The organism is Paenibacillus sp. fava2 (assembly GCF_058313675.1).
Map to the genome: position 1 here is coordinate 5,471,587 of NZ_CM177755.1, position 15,583 is coordinate 5,487,169.

15 protein-coding genes and 1 other annotated feature are annotated in these 15,583 nt (G+C 52.5%); of the genes, 1 reads left to right on the top strand and 14 read right to left on the bottom strand.

Annotated features, from left to right (window positions below):
• Window positions 1-140: 140 nt before the first annotated feature.
• On the top strand, window positions 141-872 hold the full coding sequence (locus tag AC4G46_RS24110; RefSeq protein ID WP_491124948.1) for a TraR/DksA C4-type zinc finger protein: 732 nt from the start codon (window positions 141-143) through the stop codon (window positions 870-872).
• 37 nt (window positions 873-909) lie between these two features.
• Here AC4G46_RS24110 and AC4G46_RS24115 read toward each other — a convergent pair whose 3' ends face one another.
• From AC4G46_RS24115 to ftsZ, 14 genes are all read right to left on the bottom strand, one after another.
• Entirely contained in the window at window positions 910-1,251 is a 342-nt protein-coding gene (locus AC4G46_RS24115) for a DUF5665 domain-containing protein (RefSeq protein ID WP_491128967.1), read from the bottom strand.
• Window positions 1,252-1,671: 420 nt separating this feature from the next.
• Complete coding sequence (gene ileS / locus AC4G46_RS24120; protein ID WP_491124949.1) at window positions 1,672-4,764, bottom strand: isoleucine--tRNA ligase; 3,093 nt, start codon at window positions 4,762-4,764, stop codon at window positions 1,672-1,674.
• A gap of 764 nt (window positions 4,765-5,528) precedes the next feature.
• Window positions 5,529-5,806, bottom strand: a binding site (T-box leader).
• Between the two features lie 120 nt (window positions 5,807-5,926).
• On the bottom strand, window positions 5,927-6,412 hold the full coding sequence (locus AC4G46_RS24125) for a DivIVA domain-containing protein (RefSeq protein WP_068726346.1): 486 nt from the start codon (window positions 6,410-6,412) through the stop codon (window positions 5,927-5,929).
• A 265-nt stretch (window positions 6,413-6,677) separates the two neighbouring features.
• Complete coding sequence (locus AC4G46_RS24130; RefSeq protein WP_491128968.1) at window positions 6,678-7,460, bottom strand: YlmH family RNA-binding protein; 783 nt, start codon at window positions 7,458-7,460, stop codon at window positions 6,678-6,680.
• Window positions 7,461-7,464: 4 nt separating this feature from the next.
• Window positions 7,465-7,734: a YggT family protein gene (locus tag AC4G46_RS24135; RefSeq protein ID WP_082708007.1), complete on the bottom strand. Its 270-nt coding sequence runs from the start codon at window positions 7,732-7,734 to the stop codon at window positions 7,465-7,467.
• A 7-nt stretch (window positions 7,735-7,741) separates the two neighbouring features.
• Window positions 7,742-8,185, bottom strand: coding sequence for a cell division protein SepF (locus tag AC4G46_RS24140; RefSeq protein WP_068726348.1), 444 nt, complete (start codon window positions 8,183-8,185; stop codon window positions 7,742-7,744).
• Entirely contained in the window at window positions 8,185-8,883 is a 699-nt protein-coding gene (locus AC4G46_RS24145; RefSeq protein WP_491124950.1) for a YggS family pyridoxal phosphate-dependent enzyme, read from the bottom strand. The genes AC4G46_RS24140 and AC4G46_RS24145 overlap by 1 nt, the downstream gene beginning before the upstream one ends.
• A gap of 2 nt (window positions 8,884-8,885) precedes the next feature.
• A complete protein-coding gene (pgeF, locus tag AC4G46_RS24150; protein ID WP_491124951.1) occupies window positions 8,886-9,740 on the bottom strand; it encodes a peptidoglycan editing factor PgeF in 855 nt (284 codons plus the stop codon).
• Window positions 9,741-9,859: 119 nt separating this feature from the next.
• Entirely contained in the window at window positions 9,860-10,204 is a 345-nt protein-coding gene (locus AC4G46_RS24155; protein ID WP_491124952.1) for a YlmC/YmxH family sporulation protein, read from the bottom strand.
• A gap of 156 nt (window positions 10,205-10,360) precedes the next feature.
• Window positions 10,361-11,143 carry an RNA polymerase sporulation sigma factor SigG gene (gene sigG, locus AC4G46_RS24160; RefSeq protein WP_039875939.1) on the bottom strand — a complete coding sequence of 261 codons (783 nt, stop codon included), beginning with the start codon at window positions 11,141-11,143 and terminating at the stop codon, window positions 10,361-10,363.
• 76 nt (window positions 11,144-11,219) lie between these two features.
• Window positions 11,220-11,942, bottom strand: coding sequence for an RNA polymerase sporulation sigma factor SigE (gene sigE, locus AC4G46_RS24165; RefSeq protein WP_068726422.1), 723 nt, complete (start codon window positions 11,940-11,942; stop codon window positions 11,220-11,222).
• Window positions 11,943-12,205: 263 nt separating this feature from the next.
• Window positions 12,206-13,153 (bottom strand): sigma-E processing peptidase SpoIIGA, encoded by a 948-nt coding sequence (gene spoIIGA, locus AC4G46_RS24170; protein WP_491128969.1) that lies wholly within the window; start codon window positions 13,151-13,153, stop codon window positions 12,206-12,208.
• Between the two features lie 210 nt (window positions 13,154-13,363).
• Complete coding sequence (locus AC4G46_RS24175; protein ID WP_491124953.1) at window positions 13,364-14,305, bottom strand: Rpn family recombination-promoting nuclease/putative transposase; 942 nt, start codon at window positions 14,303-14,305, stop codon at window positions 13,364-13,366.
• A 118-nt stretch (window positions 14,306-14,423) separates the two neighbouring features.
• Window positions 14,424-15,545: a cell division protein FtsZ gene (gene ftsZ, locus AC4G46_RS24180; RefSeq protein ID WP_068726354.1), complete on the bottom strand. Its 1,122-nt coding sequence runs from the start codon at window positions 15,543-15,545 to the stop codon at window positions 14,424-14,426.
• Window positions 15,546-15,583 lie beyond the last annotated feature (38 nt).

Genomic DNA, 15,583 nt, shown 5'->3' on the forward strand with positions numbered 1-15,583 from the left:
GCCTCAAGAACCCGTCTATTCATGGCTTGGGCAAAAAGCCTCAGGCTAAAAACATTTTCCAGCGGTAAAACCGTGCCTCTCCGGCCAAGCTATCCTTGAAGGAACCGTTTCGATAAAAGCACCTGAGAGGAGCATCGTCCATGAGTCACCTGACATCAGAGCAGCTGGCCCGCCTGCATCAAGCACTGCTTCAGCAGCAGGAGGACATACGCCACCGTCTGCAAAATAATGAGCACTACGGGCTGCAGGAATCACTGCGCGATAATACCGGCGAGCTGTCCGTCATCGACAATCATCCCGGAGATGCGGCAACAGAGCTGTACCACCGTTCGATGGATATCTCCCTCGTAGAACGCGATGAGCATGAGCTGGAGGAAATCGATGATGCCCTGGCCGCAATGGAAGAAGGCAGTTATGGCAGCTGTGCCGTCTGCGGCGGAGATATCCCTTATGAACGTTTGTCCGTTGTCCCCTCAACCCGGTACTGTAAAGAGCATAATCCGCGCCAGTTCTCGCCTTTTACACGGCCTGCGGAAGAAGAATTTCTGTCTCCGCCGTTCGGGCGGACAAGCCTGGACGAACGCGAAGAACAGAACGGCTTCGACGGGGAGGATGCCTGGCAGATTGTTGAAAGCTGGGGCAGCTCGAATTCACCGGCCATGGCCGAAGACAATGAAATCCGCTCCTATAATGATATGGAGATTGAGGCGGACGAAACCGAGGGCTTCGTAGAGCCGTGGGAAAATTTTGTCGCGACTGACATTGCCGGCAATCATCTTACCATCATCAGAGGCAACAGCTACCGTCATTATATGGACAGCGAGGAAGGCGATTACTTGCTTGACCCGAATGGAAAAAGATCACAGGAGTAGCTGCGGCTGCTCCTTTTTTTCAAAAATAAAATGCACGCTAAAACGTCTTCAGCTCCAGCTGATGCTGTACGATCCGCACAATGTCGGCGATATAGTCCCCGATAATCGGCAGATTGAGCGCACCCAGCACCTGCAGAACATAAATAATCGTCGCCGCAAAAAAGGTAAAGCCGAGCGCAATTCCCACTCCGCGTGCCGTTCCCGATAAAATGTTCAGCCAGATCAGGCGGAAGGGGCTATGCAAAAGCTCGGTGTACTCGGCAATCCGCGCCTTCTCCATCTGCTGGGCCAGTCCGGTAGTCAGCCGGAAGACGGCATTCAGCTTTTCCTCCTGGCTAATCTCTTGTTCCTGCCCTGCTCCAGCCCGCCCCGTCTCCAGATCCGCTTTCTGCGGTTTCTGCCCGGAAGGCCCGCTCCCATCCCCGGATGTCTTCACCGTAATTCTCCTGCCCTGTACAGACCGCCCGTGCTCCTCCTGCCTGTCCGTCACCCTCATCAGCTCCTTCACCCAGCATAACTGCATTACCTGACAAGCAGAAACGGCTATGCCGTCCTTCAGAGAAGGCGGTAACCGTTTCTGCGAGAAATATAAGGATCATTGATAGCGTAAAACATATAAATTCTTATATTTACATAAAAAGTCCGCCCCCCCGGAGAAAGGCTCTCCAGGGACACGGACTGCTCATGCGGCGCATACCCAAGAAAGTACATGCCCCTGCAATCAGGGCCATCTGGACGTTTCTTCTTATGCCGCTAGTATATGCCAATTCGGGACAGGTAATGCACCTGCTGGCAGGGCTTAGCCCTTGATAAAGATGCCGATCGATTTGCCGCTGACATCCACTGCTTCAAAGCTATGGTCACCGTCAAAAGCAAGCTCAGCAACCAGTACGTTGTCACGCAGCACATGTTCAAAAGCAGTTACTGCCGCTTTCAGCTCATCATCCAGCTGCAGGGTCAGGTCGATCCGCTTTTCAATCGCGAGATCCAGGCGTTTGCGGTAATCCTGCACCGCACGGATGATCTCACGCACCCAGCCCTCCTGCTCCAGCTCAGGCGTAATTTCGGTGTTCAGCGCTACGGTCAGCCCGTAGCCGGAAGCTGCGGCAAAGCCGGATTTGGCTTGCTTTTCAACCAGCAGCTCTTCTGCCGTAATCTGCAGCTCTTCGCCTTCAGGTGACACAACATTTACAACACCATCAGTAACAGCCTTACGGGTAGCATCGCTATCCATGCCCTTCAGGAAGCCTTGGATGAAGCCGACGTTTTTGCCGTATTTTTTGCCTGCCACTTTGAGGTTCAGCTTCAGGGTGAAGTCAACAAAGCCGCTGTCGCTGTTCTCCAGGACAATATGCTTAACATTGATCTCATCCTTGATGATCTCTTCATAGTCGGCGATAGCAAAGTCACGGTCCAGGGACACGATCAGCTCGGACAGCGGCTGACGGTTCTTGATGCCAGTCTCGTTACGCACGTTGCGGGCCAGCTCGACAATGCCTCTGGCGCTTTCCATGTCACGTTCAAGCTCAAGGTCGATCAGGCTTTCGTCCGCTTTTGGATAGTCAGCCAGATGCACGCTTTCCCCCCCGCCCAGGTTCGTAAAGATATCCTCGGACAGCATCGGTGTGAACGGAGCCATCAGCGTAGCTGTCTTGAGCAGAACGTGAGTCAGGGTGCGGTAAGCATCCAGCTTCTCTTCGCCCAGCCCGCTGCCCCAGAAACGGTCACGGGAACGGCGGATGTACCAGTTGCTCAGCTCATCGACGAAGTTCTCAACCGCTTTGGAGGTGTTAACGAAGTCGTTAACGGCCAGGCCTTTATCCACCAGCAGAATCAGGCTGTTCAGGCGGGAGAGAATCCAGCGGTCCAGCTTATGCTCAGAAACCTTGAACGGATGTTCGGCAGGATCGTAGCCGTCGATACCGGCATACAGCGTCAGGAACGCATGCGTGTTAACGAGCGTATCCACTACCTTCGATTTAGTCTCACCAACGAGGCCGCGCGAAAAGCGTTTGTTATTCCAAGGCGCACTGTCGGACAGGATCGCCCAGCGGAACGCATCGGTGCCGTATTCGTTCATGATTTCCCACGGGTCGATTACGTTGCCTTTGGATTTGGACATTTTTTGGCCGTTCTCATCGAAGATGTGGCCGTGGGCGATAACCGCCTTGTAAGGTGCCTTGCCCTTGAACAGCGTCGATACCGCCAGCAGACTGTAGAACCAGCCGCGTGTCTGGTCGATCCCTTCGCAGATCATATCCGCCGGATACTGGTCTTCAAAGGTCTCATTGTTCTCGAACGGGTAGTGGCTCTGTGCGAAAGGCATCGATCCGCTGTCGAACCAGACGTCGATTACTTCCGGTGTACGCACCATCACGCCGCCTTCACTGAACGGGCTGCGCAGCTTGATGTTGTCCACATACGGCTTGTGCAGCTCGATGTCCTCAGGCACCTCGCCGATCGCCATTGAACGCAGCTCAGCGATGCTGTGCGGTGCAAATTCCTTGCCTGTATCCTGGCAGACCCAGACGTTCAGCGGAGTTCCCCAGTAGCGGTTACGGCTGATATTCCAGTCAACCAGCTCCTCCAGGAACTTGCCGAAGCGGCCTTCACGCACATGGTCAGGGTACCAGTCCACTGTGTTATTGTTTGCAATCAGCTGATCCTTGATTGCTGTTGTCTGGATGAACCAGCTGTCTGTTGCATAATAGAGCAGCGGTGTATCGCAGCGCCAGCAGAACGGATAGCTGTGCTCGTATTTTTCTTTGTTGTAGAGCAGCCCTTTTTCGGACAGCACTTTGATGATGTCCAGATCGACGTCCTTCACGAACCGCCCGGCAAAATCGCTCACTACAGCAGTATACTTACCGGAAGTGTCCACTACATTCACGAAGCTGATGCCGTTCTCGCGGCAGCTCTTGTAGTCATCTTCACCATGTGCCGGAGCCATGTGTACGATCCCTGTACCGCTGGAATCCGTAACAAAGGATGCGCCCACGATGACATTGTGCTTCTCAGCCTGGATGTAGCTGAACGGCGGAGTATAGCTCTGGCCGATAAAGTCAGCACCTGTGTGGGTGGACAGGATGGTGTATTCGCCCTTCAGCACTTCATCCACCAGGTTCTTCGCCAGGATGTACACGCCGTCTTCCTGCTCTGCACGAACATATTCCATTTCAGGGTTCATGGCCAGTGCCATATGCGCCGGAAGCGTCCAAGGTGTAGTCGTCCAGGCCAGCACATAATCTCCACTGCCTTCGAGCTTGAACTTGGCTGTAGCACTCAGATCCTTAACAGTCTTGTAGCCCTGCGCCACTTCATGGGAGCTCAGCGTTGTCTGACAGCTAGGGCAGTACGGGCTAACGCGGTGTCCGCGGTACATCAGACCTTTGTCATGCACAGTCGCCAGGATGTTCCACACGCTCTCGATGTACGTGTTATCCAGCGTTACATACGGATTATCCAGGTCGGTCCAGTAACCGATCGCTTCCGTAAATTCACGCCACTGCTTCTCATAGCCAAAGACGCTATCTTTGCATTCCTTGATGAATTTCTCGATGCCGTACTCTTCGATCTCCTGCTTGCCGGAGATGCCGAGTTTCTTCTGTACGCCGAGCTCAACCGGCAGGCCGTGGGTATCCCAGCCCGCTTTGCGCACGACGCGGAAGCCCTTCATCGTCTGGTAACGGCCGATAAAGTCCTTGATTACGCGGCCCAGCACGTGCCCGATGTGCGGCACGCCGTTCGCTGTCGGCGGTCCTTCATAGAACACATAGTTCGGACGGCCCGCCCGGTTCTCCATCGATTTGCGGAACGTATCTTCGTCGCTCCATTTCTTCAGGATGCGGACATCTCTCGCCCGCGCCTTCTCTTTGACATCTACTTTTTGCATATGAGGGTCAATCCTTTCAATGATGTAATCTTGAAACCAGTATCAACTGCTTTTTCGATCCCCCTAAATCCCCCTTAGCCAAGGGGGACCCCAAGGGCCCCGGCCCTCTGGACACTCGGAAAGTTGTCTAGTTCCGGGACAGCGGCGGTATGGTTGTTAGTTTGGTTGTAATTCCCGCTTATCGCCGCAAGCGGCCCGCTTTAATGTAGGGCACCCACTCCGCGATCCCGTTAGGGCAGCGCTGGGCGGGTCGCCTTGCTCTTGTTGGGCACCCGCTCCGCGATCCCGTAGGGCAGCACTGGGCGGGTCGCCTTGCTCTTGTTGGGCACCCGCTCCGCGATCCCGTAGGGCAGCACTGGGCGGGTCGCCTTGCTCTTGTTGGGCACCCGCCCCGCGTTCCCCTAGGGCAGCGCTGGGCGGGTCGCCTTGCTCTTGTTGGGGCACCCGCTCCGCGTTCCCGTTAGGGCAGCGCTGGGCGGGACGCCTTGCTCTTGTTGGGGCGCCCGCCCCGCGTTCCCGTAGGGCAGCGCTGGGCGGGACGCCTTGCTCTTGACCTTAAGTGAAGGCCCCGCAGGCGTCCCCGCCAGGGGAGCCTAAGAAGGGCCGCTCCCCCGCCGCAGTAATCCTTCCCGTCTGCCACAGTAAACTTAAACACTCGGAGCCCTTGTTGCGGGTGTCCAGAGGGCGGCCAGCCCTTGGGGTCCCCCTTCGGAAGGGGGATTTAGGGGGATCGCCACACAACAAAAGGAGCGTCCCCCCGCCCCCAAAGGGGCGAGACGACGCTCGCGATACCACCCTAATTCTGTGCCTGACGCACATCCTTAAGGGGAGTGAATACAGCACAATCTCAGTTCCGCACATACTGCTGTATGCGGGTCCGGGATAACGTCCGGCAGACGGCGTAAACCTACACACGACGAAGTCGCTTCGGCTCAGCTTCTAGGGGAAGATCTTCCGGTAAGGCCTGAACAATCGGCTCGCAGCACCGCCGACTCTCTGGAGAACATAACCTTATCGTACTTTGTCCCGTCATCGAATACATATAAACTTTACACAGATATGTTCTAGTTATAGACGTTTTAAGAAAAAATGTCAACAGTAAAGACGCCCAACTGTTATAAAAATCCATCCGTTATCAGGTTACTGATACCGGATATCACAATCAGAGCAGGTTGTCGCTGGTCTCACGGCTTTCAAGCGCATTCCAGTCATCCTGGGAGAGCAGTTCCAGCTGTGCTTCCACCAGCGTCCGGAACCGGGTGCGGTAAATGGAGGCCTGCTTGCGGAGCTCTTCCGTTTCAATGGCGATCTTACGGGATTTGGACAACGCCTCATTGATGATCCGGTCGGCATTTTTTTCCGCTTCCTTGATGATCAGCTGAGATTCCTTTTTGGAATTGTTCTTTACATCATCGGCCGCTTCCTGGGCAACAATGATGGTTTTGGATAAGCTTTCCTCAATGTTCACAAAATGATCGAGACGCTCCTGAATGGACAGAAGCTGGTTCTGCAGCTCCTTATTTTCGCGAATGACGCTTTCGTAATCCTTGATGACCTGATCAAGGAATTCATTGACCTCGTCCTCATCATAACCACGGATTCTCCGGGAGAACTCCTTGTTATGTATATCGAGCGGCGTTAATGGCATGCTGTGCACCTCCTAGAAATTTCGGACCTTGTGCGCTTCTCCGACGTTGTGGTATCCGGATGGCGCAGAAGAAAGACTATACTGCAAAAAGAATCGAATGCTTCGTCCCGTTTTGAAGGAGGCAGCCGGTAGTGCTGCCGGGATTTCATTCCGGATGAAGCTCTAGGAGCACCTTGGATACAATGATCGGCGTCCGGCTTTCAAAACATTTGCTTCCTTAGGAGTAATGAATTTCGACAAGCGCCTGCAGATTCCTGCTGGAGATTCAGACAAATTTACCGACCTTGACCCGGTAACGGCCTTTTTTGGTCAGACTGCCAATCTCCAGAACCTTAAACCGGCCAAATCCTTGAATGGATACTATATCCCCGTCTTCTAATCCGCAGGAAGGATCTTCTTCCACTTTCCAGTTGACCCGCACGCGTCCCGCTTTAATCGGAACCAGTATTTTGCTCCGGCTAAGCCGGGTTACATCCGCAGCAATTCCATCGAGCCGTAAGGACGCGACTGTAAGCTCCACCGTTTCCAGCTTGACCGTTGCTTCGCGCAAGCCGGAAACCGGCAGAATCTCCGTGGTAACATTAACCCGGTGCACACCGGTCAGATTCATCGCCAGATAGTCGGCGATGTCTGATGCTACTACTACATGGCATCCGTCCTCCAGCACGTGTATATCGCCAATCTTTCCTCTTTTGACCCCAAGTCCCAGAATTGCGCCCATATAGTCGCCATGCTCCAGGTTGAGAAATTTCTGTTCCCCTGAGGAGATACTAAGCACCTTCAGCTCCATATCTTCTTCAGAAAGATCACGGTAATCGGGTGCAACCAGCGCCCTTCTCCGCTCAGCGCTCTCTGAGCCGCCCTCCCAGCGAACTTCCACATCGGGATGACGGTTCACCAGCGTCTGCAGAATATAGCCCTGGCGGGGATCAAGGAACTCTGTCAGCTTTACTTCATGATACTCCCCGGCATGGCTGACCCATTCCCAGGCTTTATCCACAAACTGCCGTTCGTCAGGATGAAAATGCCCGTAAATTTCATTTCTCATCATGCTAGCCGAAGAGCATTGCCACGATGGAATGAAGACCGACTACTGCAAAGCGCAATACGAACAGTGCAATGATCGGGGAAATATCCAGCGTCCCGAACAGCGGTGGAATGATCCGCCGGAAAGGGCTCAGGTAAGGTTCAACAAGCTTGCCCAGCAGCTCGCCGATGAAATTTTCGCGCAGGTTCGGCAGCCAGGACATGAGAATGTATATAATAATCATGTAATAGTAAATCTGAAATAGAATGTTAATAATGGAAGATATTTCGTTCAAAACCTGTTCACCTCATTCTGTTGTAATCTTGTTCGTCTCCCAGGATTTCTGTAATCGACCCCTGAATCTCAACGGTGTCCGGTGTGCACATAAATATATTGCCCCCAATCTTGGATATTCCTCCACCCAGGGCATAAACTGTTCCGCTGAGAAAATCAATGATCCGCATCGCCTGGTCGTTGCGCACACGCTGCAGATTAATGACAACGGTACGGTGGGAACGCAGGTGATCGGCAATTTCCTGGGCCTCTTCATAAGAGCGAGGCTCATAAAGTACGACCTTCACATTTTTTTGCGAATGGATACTGACGACGTTAGCCCGCTGGTTCTTGCGGGTTTCTACAGGGGCCGGCTCATACTCCTCTTCATCACGGGTGATTTGTTCCCGTTCAACAACTTCCTCTTCCTCCTGCAAGCCCAAAAAATTCATAAACCGGTTCATCACGCCCATCAAGCTCCCTCCTCGTGACCTACTAATACCGTACCCAGGCGCACCCGGGTGGCTCCTTCCTCTATCGCCACTTCAAAATCATTCGACATTCCCATCGACAGCTCTTGTATAGGCTCAGGTGTCAAAGCCAGCAGATTCAGCTCATCACGCAGCTCGCGCAGTCCGCGGAACACCGGACGGGTAAGCTCCGGATCCTCTTCATGTGGTGCCATCGTCATCAGTCCGACTACTTTAATCCGGTGCAGCGGAGCGATTTCCCGGAGGAAATCCGGCACAGCCTCCGGCGGCAGTCCAAACTTCGTATCTTCTCCGGAGATATTCACCTGGAGAAATACCTTCACATCAATGCCGGCGGCTTCGGCTTTTTTCTGCAGTTCCCGTGCCAGCGACAGCCGGTCTAATGAATGTATATATTCAAATTTGCCGATAACATCCTTAACCTTATTGGTCTGCAGATGACCGATAAAATGCCAGGTCCCTTTGTCCCCAAGCAGGTTCCATTTATGCTCGGCATCCTGCCAGCGGCTCTCGGCAATTTCCTCAAGGCCTGCCTCCAAAACCTCCGCCACCGTCTTCAGCGACACATATTTTGTCACTGCGATAACCTTGACGTCATGTACATCCCGGCCGCTTGCCGCGCAGGCCCGTGCTACACGTTCCCCGACAGCAACTATTCTTTCCTGCAGTGTTAAAGCCAACTTCAACTCTCCTTTATTCCGATCCAGCTCGTCATTCTTCCTGTTACTCCCTGTTCCTTACGGTATGAAAAGAACACATCAGGATTACAGCTTGTACACCATGTTGTACATTCGATATGAGTCGGCAAAATTCCTGCTTTAATCATAATGCGTCGGTTCATTTCTTTCAAGTTCAGCATATTTTTGTCCTTATCACTCTGTGAAACGCTGTACAACGGCGGCGCAGCCTCCAATGATGCCGGATCAGGCAATGTCGGCTCAAGCGCGCGCACATGATTCATGACATAATCATCAACCTCATAGCAGCAGTCCCCGATTGACGGGCCTATAGCCGCTATAATCTCCTCAGGCCGGCTTCCGTACAGCCCGGACATTGCTGCAACCATCGCCCCGGCAATTTCCGCTACGGTTCCCTTCCATCCGGCATGAGCCAGTCCAACCGCACGCTGCACAGGATCATAAAAGTACAAAGGCACACAATCGGCATAAAAAGAAGTAAGCAGCACACCCGGCACATTGGTCACCAGTCCGTCCGTAGACGGAAATGCCGACTCCCTGTCCGTGCTGCCGCGTCCGCGGTCTTCAGCAGTTACAGCAGCTATATGTTTTCCGTGAGTCTGCTCTCCGCAGGTCCAGTCAGCCAGGCTAAATCCGAGACTCTCCGCAAGCATTCTCCGGTTGCTCAGCACATCCGCCGGATCATCGCCAACATGAAAAGCACAATTAAAGCTGTCATACGGCGCCTTTCCGGCTCCGCCCGCTCTTCCTGTGAACCCGGCGGTAATCTTTGTATGCACCTGCCATGGCTCCAGCTCCAGCCGCACAGGCAGCCCTTTGCTTTGAATAAACGGTTCCATTCTCTCACCTCTGCTTAAGTGTACCCTACAATGTGAGGCCAGGTCTACGAGGCTTGCTCAAACGCTCACGCAGATGCATCCTTTCCTTTACCACAAACGGTTAAAAAAGACGCACCCGATTAATAAGTGCGCCGTTCGCTGCGGTCCCCCCGCTCCAGATACATCGTTTCACGCTCTTCCTGGCCCTGCGGCAGCCTGGCCTCTTCTATTTTGACAAGCACAACGTCCGCACCGATCTTGACGATATTCCGCCAGGGGATAATCAGATCACTGCCGCCCCCAAACAGCCCCATAAAGCGGGTGAAGCCAGGCACAATTACTGCATCGATCACTCCCCGGCGCAGGTCCAGCTCCAGATCGCTGATCTGCCCCAGCCGTTTTCCATCCACGATATTGATGACATCCTTCGTCTGAAAATCGGAAATTTTCATTTTTTTGCCTGAATTAAAGGAATCCTCGTTCATCCCACCACTCCTGTACAATCAGACCTATAGCTGATTATATGTCCTTCAGGCTTGGCAACATGCAGAATTAATTGCAGAAGCTGCCGCATAACATACAAAAGGGTATCCGCCGGCTTGAACACGCCTTATGGATACCCCTGCTTTTTATCGTCAGCTTTAAGACTTCACATGTTTCTGCATCTGCTGGATGGCCGACTTCTCAAGCCTCGAAACCTGGGCCTGTGAAATGCCGATTTCATCCGCCACTTCCATCTGGGTTTTCCCTTCGAAGAAACGCATGGACAGAATCCGCTTCTCGCGCTGGCCCAGCTTCCGCATCGCTTCACGCAGGGCAATTTCCTCAATCCACGAGACATCCTTATTTTTGTCGTCGCTGATCTGGTCCATCACATAGATCGGATCTCCGCCGTCATGGTAGATTGGCTCAAACAAAGAAACGGGATCCTGGATGGCATCCAGTGCGAATACAACATCCTCTTTCGGAACGCCAAGCGCCTGGGAGATTTCAAAAATCGTCGGCTCCCGCGAATTCTGGTTGGTCAGGCTGTCACGGACCTGAAGGGCTTTGTAGGCGATATCCCGCAGCGAACGCGAGACTCTGATCGGATTGTTGTCTCTGAGATACCTGCGGATTTCTCCGATAATCATCGGAACCGCGTAGGTGGAGAACTTCACATTTTGCGATAAATCAAAATTATCGATGGCTTTCATCAGACCGATGCAGCCTACCTGGAACAGATCGTCTACGAACTCTCCCCGATTGTTGAACCTTTGAATAACGCTAAGAACGAGTCTAAGGTTACCGTTAACCAATTTCTCTCTGGCGGATCGCTCGCCCTGCTGCTGCAGCGAAGTGAACAGCTCCCGCATTTCCACGTTCGTCAGAACGGGCAGTTTGGAAGTATCCACACCGCAAATCTCGACTTTGTTTCGGGTCATGATGATTTACCTCCCAAGGAGAAACATTACTGTACATTATCTCCCCGGTCCGGCATTTTATTCCTTGGTTTTTTGCTCACACCATCTTGTTGAATTCCTTGCGCAGCCGCTTGATGATTCTCTTTTCCAGACGTGAGATATAAGATTGCGAGATTCCCAGCAGGTCGGCAACATCCTTCTGCGTTTTTTCCTCTCCGCCGCGCAGTCCGAACCGCAGCTCCATGATCAGCCGCTCCCGCTCACTCAGCTTTTCCAGCGCCTTCTGCAGCAGCTTACGGTCCACCTGCTCCTCTATATTGCGGTAAATGGTGTCATTTTCCGTTCCCAGCACATCTGACAGAAGCAGCTCATTTCCGTCCCAGTCAATATTCAGCGGCTCATCAAAGGATACCTCACTGCGTGTCTTGCTGTTGCGCCGCAGATACATCAGGATCTCATTCTCGATGCAGCGCGAGGCATAAGTGGCCAGCTTGATCTTCTTGTCGGGATCGAACGTGTTAACGGCCTTGATCAGGCCAATGGCGCCAATGGAGACCAGATCCTCGATGTTAATGCCTGTGTTCTCGAATTTGCGGGCGATGTAGACAACCAGCCGCAGATTGCGCTCAATCAGCATGGCCCTCACCGCCGCGTCACCAGTCGACAGCCTTTGCAGCAGGTATTCCTCTTCTTCCCTTGTCAAGGGCGGAGGCAGAGCTTCGCTTCCCCCGATATAATAAATTTCCTGGCTTTTCAGCCCCAGCAGAAACAGCATCCGATAGTACTGCAGCTGCAGCGCAAGCTTCCATTTGACCATTATTGTTCCTCCTCCAAGAAGTGCTCAGTTACCCCGGATGTCCTTAACCATCCTCTTGGGGTGATCCAAGTAGAAACGGCTATGCCGTCCTTCAAAGAAGGCGGTAACCGTTTCTGCGAGAAATATAAGGATTATTGATAGCGTAAAACATATCAATTCTTACATTTCAAGTAGACACGGCTTCGCCGTCCCGAACAGGACGGTATCCGGTTCTGTGAGAAAGATAAGAATCCTGTGTAACCCCAAATTTACACGTTCTTATCTTTTCAGCAAGGCACTACAGCTTCAGCCGCGTGCTCTCTTTGGGCCAGGTCAGGATGTATGACCGCCCGGTACGCGCCGTCTCCCGACAGTGTCCCGCCATCCAGCCCGATGAGCACTCTTTTACTGCAGAAGATTTCCTCACCAAGCTTTATCTTCACCAGGTCCGGCTTCAGTGCGAGCATGAATGCCGCCCCGCGGTTAATGCCCCGGTACGGTACCAGCCGCATCCGGTCCTGCCATGCAAAAGACTGCCCGTCCGTTTCCAGCAGAAGCTGGTCTGCGCCCATTTGTGTCAGCTTTCCTTTCCAGGAGGCCGGCAGATGTCCTTCCCACAGTGATGCCTCCATCACCATGACCGGAATCCGGGTCAGAGGATCATTTAGCCGGTTGCCTGTATCAAGCAGTCCGGGACAGCTGACGCTGATACCCTCAATTTCCACAGTGACTTCACCGATATAGGAGTCCAGTTGCTCCCTGCGGACCCGTGAGGAATGGATTAGCTTAAAGAGCAGCAGTACCACCGGAAGCACTCCAAGCACGAACCAGAATCCGATTTTCAGCCGGTGGGCTTGGCCCCCTGTACTTGTAAACAGAATACCGTTCCAGATATCCCCGGAGCTCTGCAGTAGATAGTGGATGCCCAGTATGCCGCCGGCCGCCGCGAAATTGATGACATAAAACGCTCCCAATGCACGCAGAAAGCGCTGCAGGCTGTTATACCCGAAGGCTATCAGCAGCATCAGCACGGACAATCCGAACTTAATCAGAAAGGTGTAAAGAAAAGACAGCTCTGGCACAAACATCATCACTACATATAACGCGCCGACCAGAGCGGAGAGGGCCAGCCTCCACCATGAAACCTTGACTTTCATCTGCCACGCGGTCAGCCATATAAGCACTCCGTCGATCAGCAGATTGGCGGCGAAAATCAAATCAATATAAACTACCAGCACTTTCACCTGCCTAAGAGCTGCTGTCTTGCGAACGGAAGCAGGCTCTCTTTTTTGACGATAAGATTAGTATAGAAACTCCCGCTTTCAAAGTCTGTCTAAACATGGGGGGCACTCCAAAGGTTTTTTTGTCGAGATATAGGTGCGGTCCGTGAATGTATTCAAAAACAAATAACCAGCCCGGGAAGGCTGGTTCAGAGGTGACCTTATTTAATTCAAAGACCTGATTTCGGCTTCCGTAAGTCCGGTTGCGGCTTGAACGGCCTGCTGATCCATTCCCATCCGGAGTAAATTCCTGGCAATTTCCAGCTTAGCCTGCTCCATGCCTTCTTTCCTTCCTTCTGACTTACCTTCTTTCATACCTTCTTTCATGCCTTCCTTGATGCCTTCCTTCTTGCCCTCCTTGATGCCTTCCTTCTTGCCTTCCTCCAGACCCTTGGCAAAGCCTTCCCTTTGCGCGCCGTCCCTTTGCGAGGCCTCATCATGCAGGAACTTCTGTCGGTCTTCATATCTGCGCCGGGCTTCGGGATTCTGACTCAGGTATTCCAGCGTTTCAATCGCTTTTTGCAGTGCCGGTTCATTCATCTTCAGTACCTCCCAGTTATCAGTATCTCCCTTTAGAAACAGCAGCCAGTTGACCAGTCCTTCTTCACCGGGAACAGCAGCCTTCTTCAGCTTCGGCAATTCAAGAAAATGAATTTCTATATCATCAATGAGCGATACACCGCTGCTGTCCTCCCGCAGATGAAATACACTATGGGTGTGTGCATTCGGCAGCACATTATAATTTAATATATTTATCGTTATACATTTCTTGAGCTCTATATACCGGCCGCCGGTCTGCAGCTGGCTTGAATAACGTTTACTCCAGTAGTACAGGGTCCGCTTCTCCATGTCATACTGGTTAAACAGCTGCATTTCAATGTTAATAAGCCTGCCGTCGACCGTCCTTGCCCAGATATCAAAGATTGACTGCTTGTCCTGAGGATCATCCTTATCCGTGTAGGGATTCAGCAGCACGACTTCCTCAAGCGGCGGTGCACCCGCATCCTGCAGTACACGGTTCAGAAAAGCCAGCAGAACATCCTTATTGCCTTCACTTGCAAAAATTCGTTTAAACACAAAATCCACCCGGGGATCAAGCAGTTCCATTTGTTCATCCGCTCCCGTTATCCGTATTATATCAGCTGAAAAAGCAAAAAAACACCGCATCCTTCCCGACTTTCCAGCCGGGGGATACGGTGCTTCCGTATGAAATATTTACAGTTGTCTAATCGTTGCTGCCGCGTGTGCGGTTGCGCAGAAAGGTCGGAATATCAAGCTGGTCAGAGGCTGTCTGATTACCGAACGGACGCAGATTGTTGCTGTTGTTCTTATCAGCAGCAGGAGCAGGTTCACTGCTGACCGCTGGACGGCGGGTCTGTGAAACCGGTGAAGGCTTGTGTTCGAACCCGGTAGCGATAACCGTGACCTTGATTTCGTCCTTCATGCTTTCCTCAATAATGGCACCAAAGATCATATTAACTTCAGGGTCGGAGGCAGCGGTAACGATCTCAGCCGCTTCATTCACCTCATACAATGAGAGGTTGGAGCCGCCTGTAATATTCATAATTACACCGCGGGCACCTTCGATTGAAGTCTCAAGCAGCGGGCTCATAATCGCTTTGCGGGCTGCTTCAGAAGCACGGTTCTCGCCGGTGGCAATACCGATCCCCATAAGCGCAGAACCACGTTCAGTCATGATCGTCTTCACATCAGCAAAGTCAAGGTTAATCAGGCCGGGAACCTGAATAAGGTCAGATATCCCTTGTACAGCCTGGCGGAGCACATTATCCGCTTCACGGAATGCCTCCAGCATCGGCGTTTTCTTGTCTACAATTTCCAGGAGCCGGTCATTCGGAATAACAATCAGCGTATCGACCTTTTCCTTGAGTGCTTCAATTCCAAGTTCTGCCTGATTAGCACGTTTTCTGCCTTCAAAGGTGAACGGGCGGGTCACGACGCCTACGGTCAATGCTCCGCATTCTCTGGCGATCTCGGCAATAACAGGCGCTGCTCCGGTACCTGTACCGCCGCCCATTCCTGCGGTTACGAAAACCATATCTGCACCTTTAAGCGTATTTGAAATCAGATCGCGGGACTCCTCGGCCGCTTTCTTGCCTACTTCAGGATTGGCACCTGCGCCAAGTCCCCGGGTAAGCTTGTCCCCGATTTGCAGTTTATGCTCCGATTTGGCCATATGCAGCGCTTGGGCATCTGTATTAACTGTGATGAACTCAACACCCTGAACGCCGTTTTCAATCATCCGGTTGACAGCATTGCTTCCGCCGCCGCCTACGCCGATGACCTTAATTTGCGCCAAGCTCTCCATTTCAAAATCAAATTCCAACATATTGATTCCATCTCCCCCTTGAATAGTGCTTGGATGGC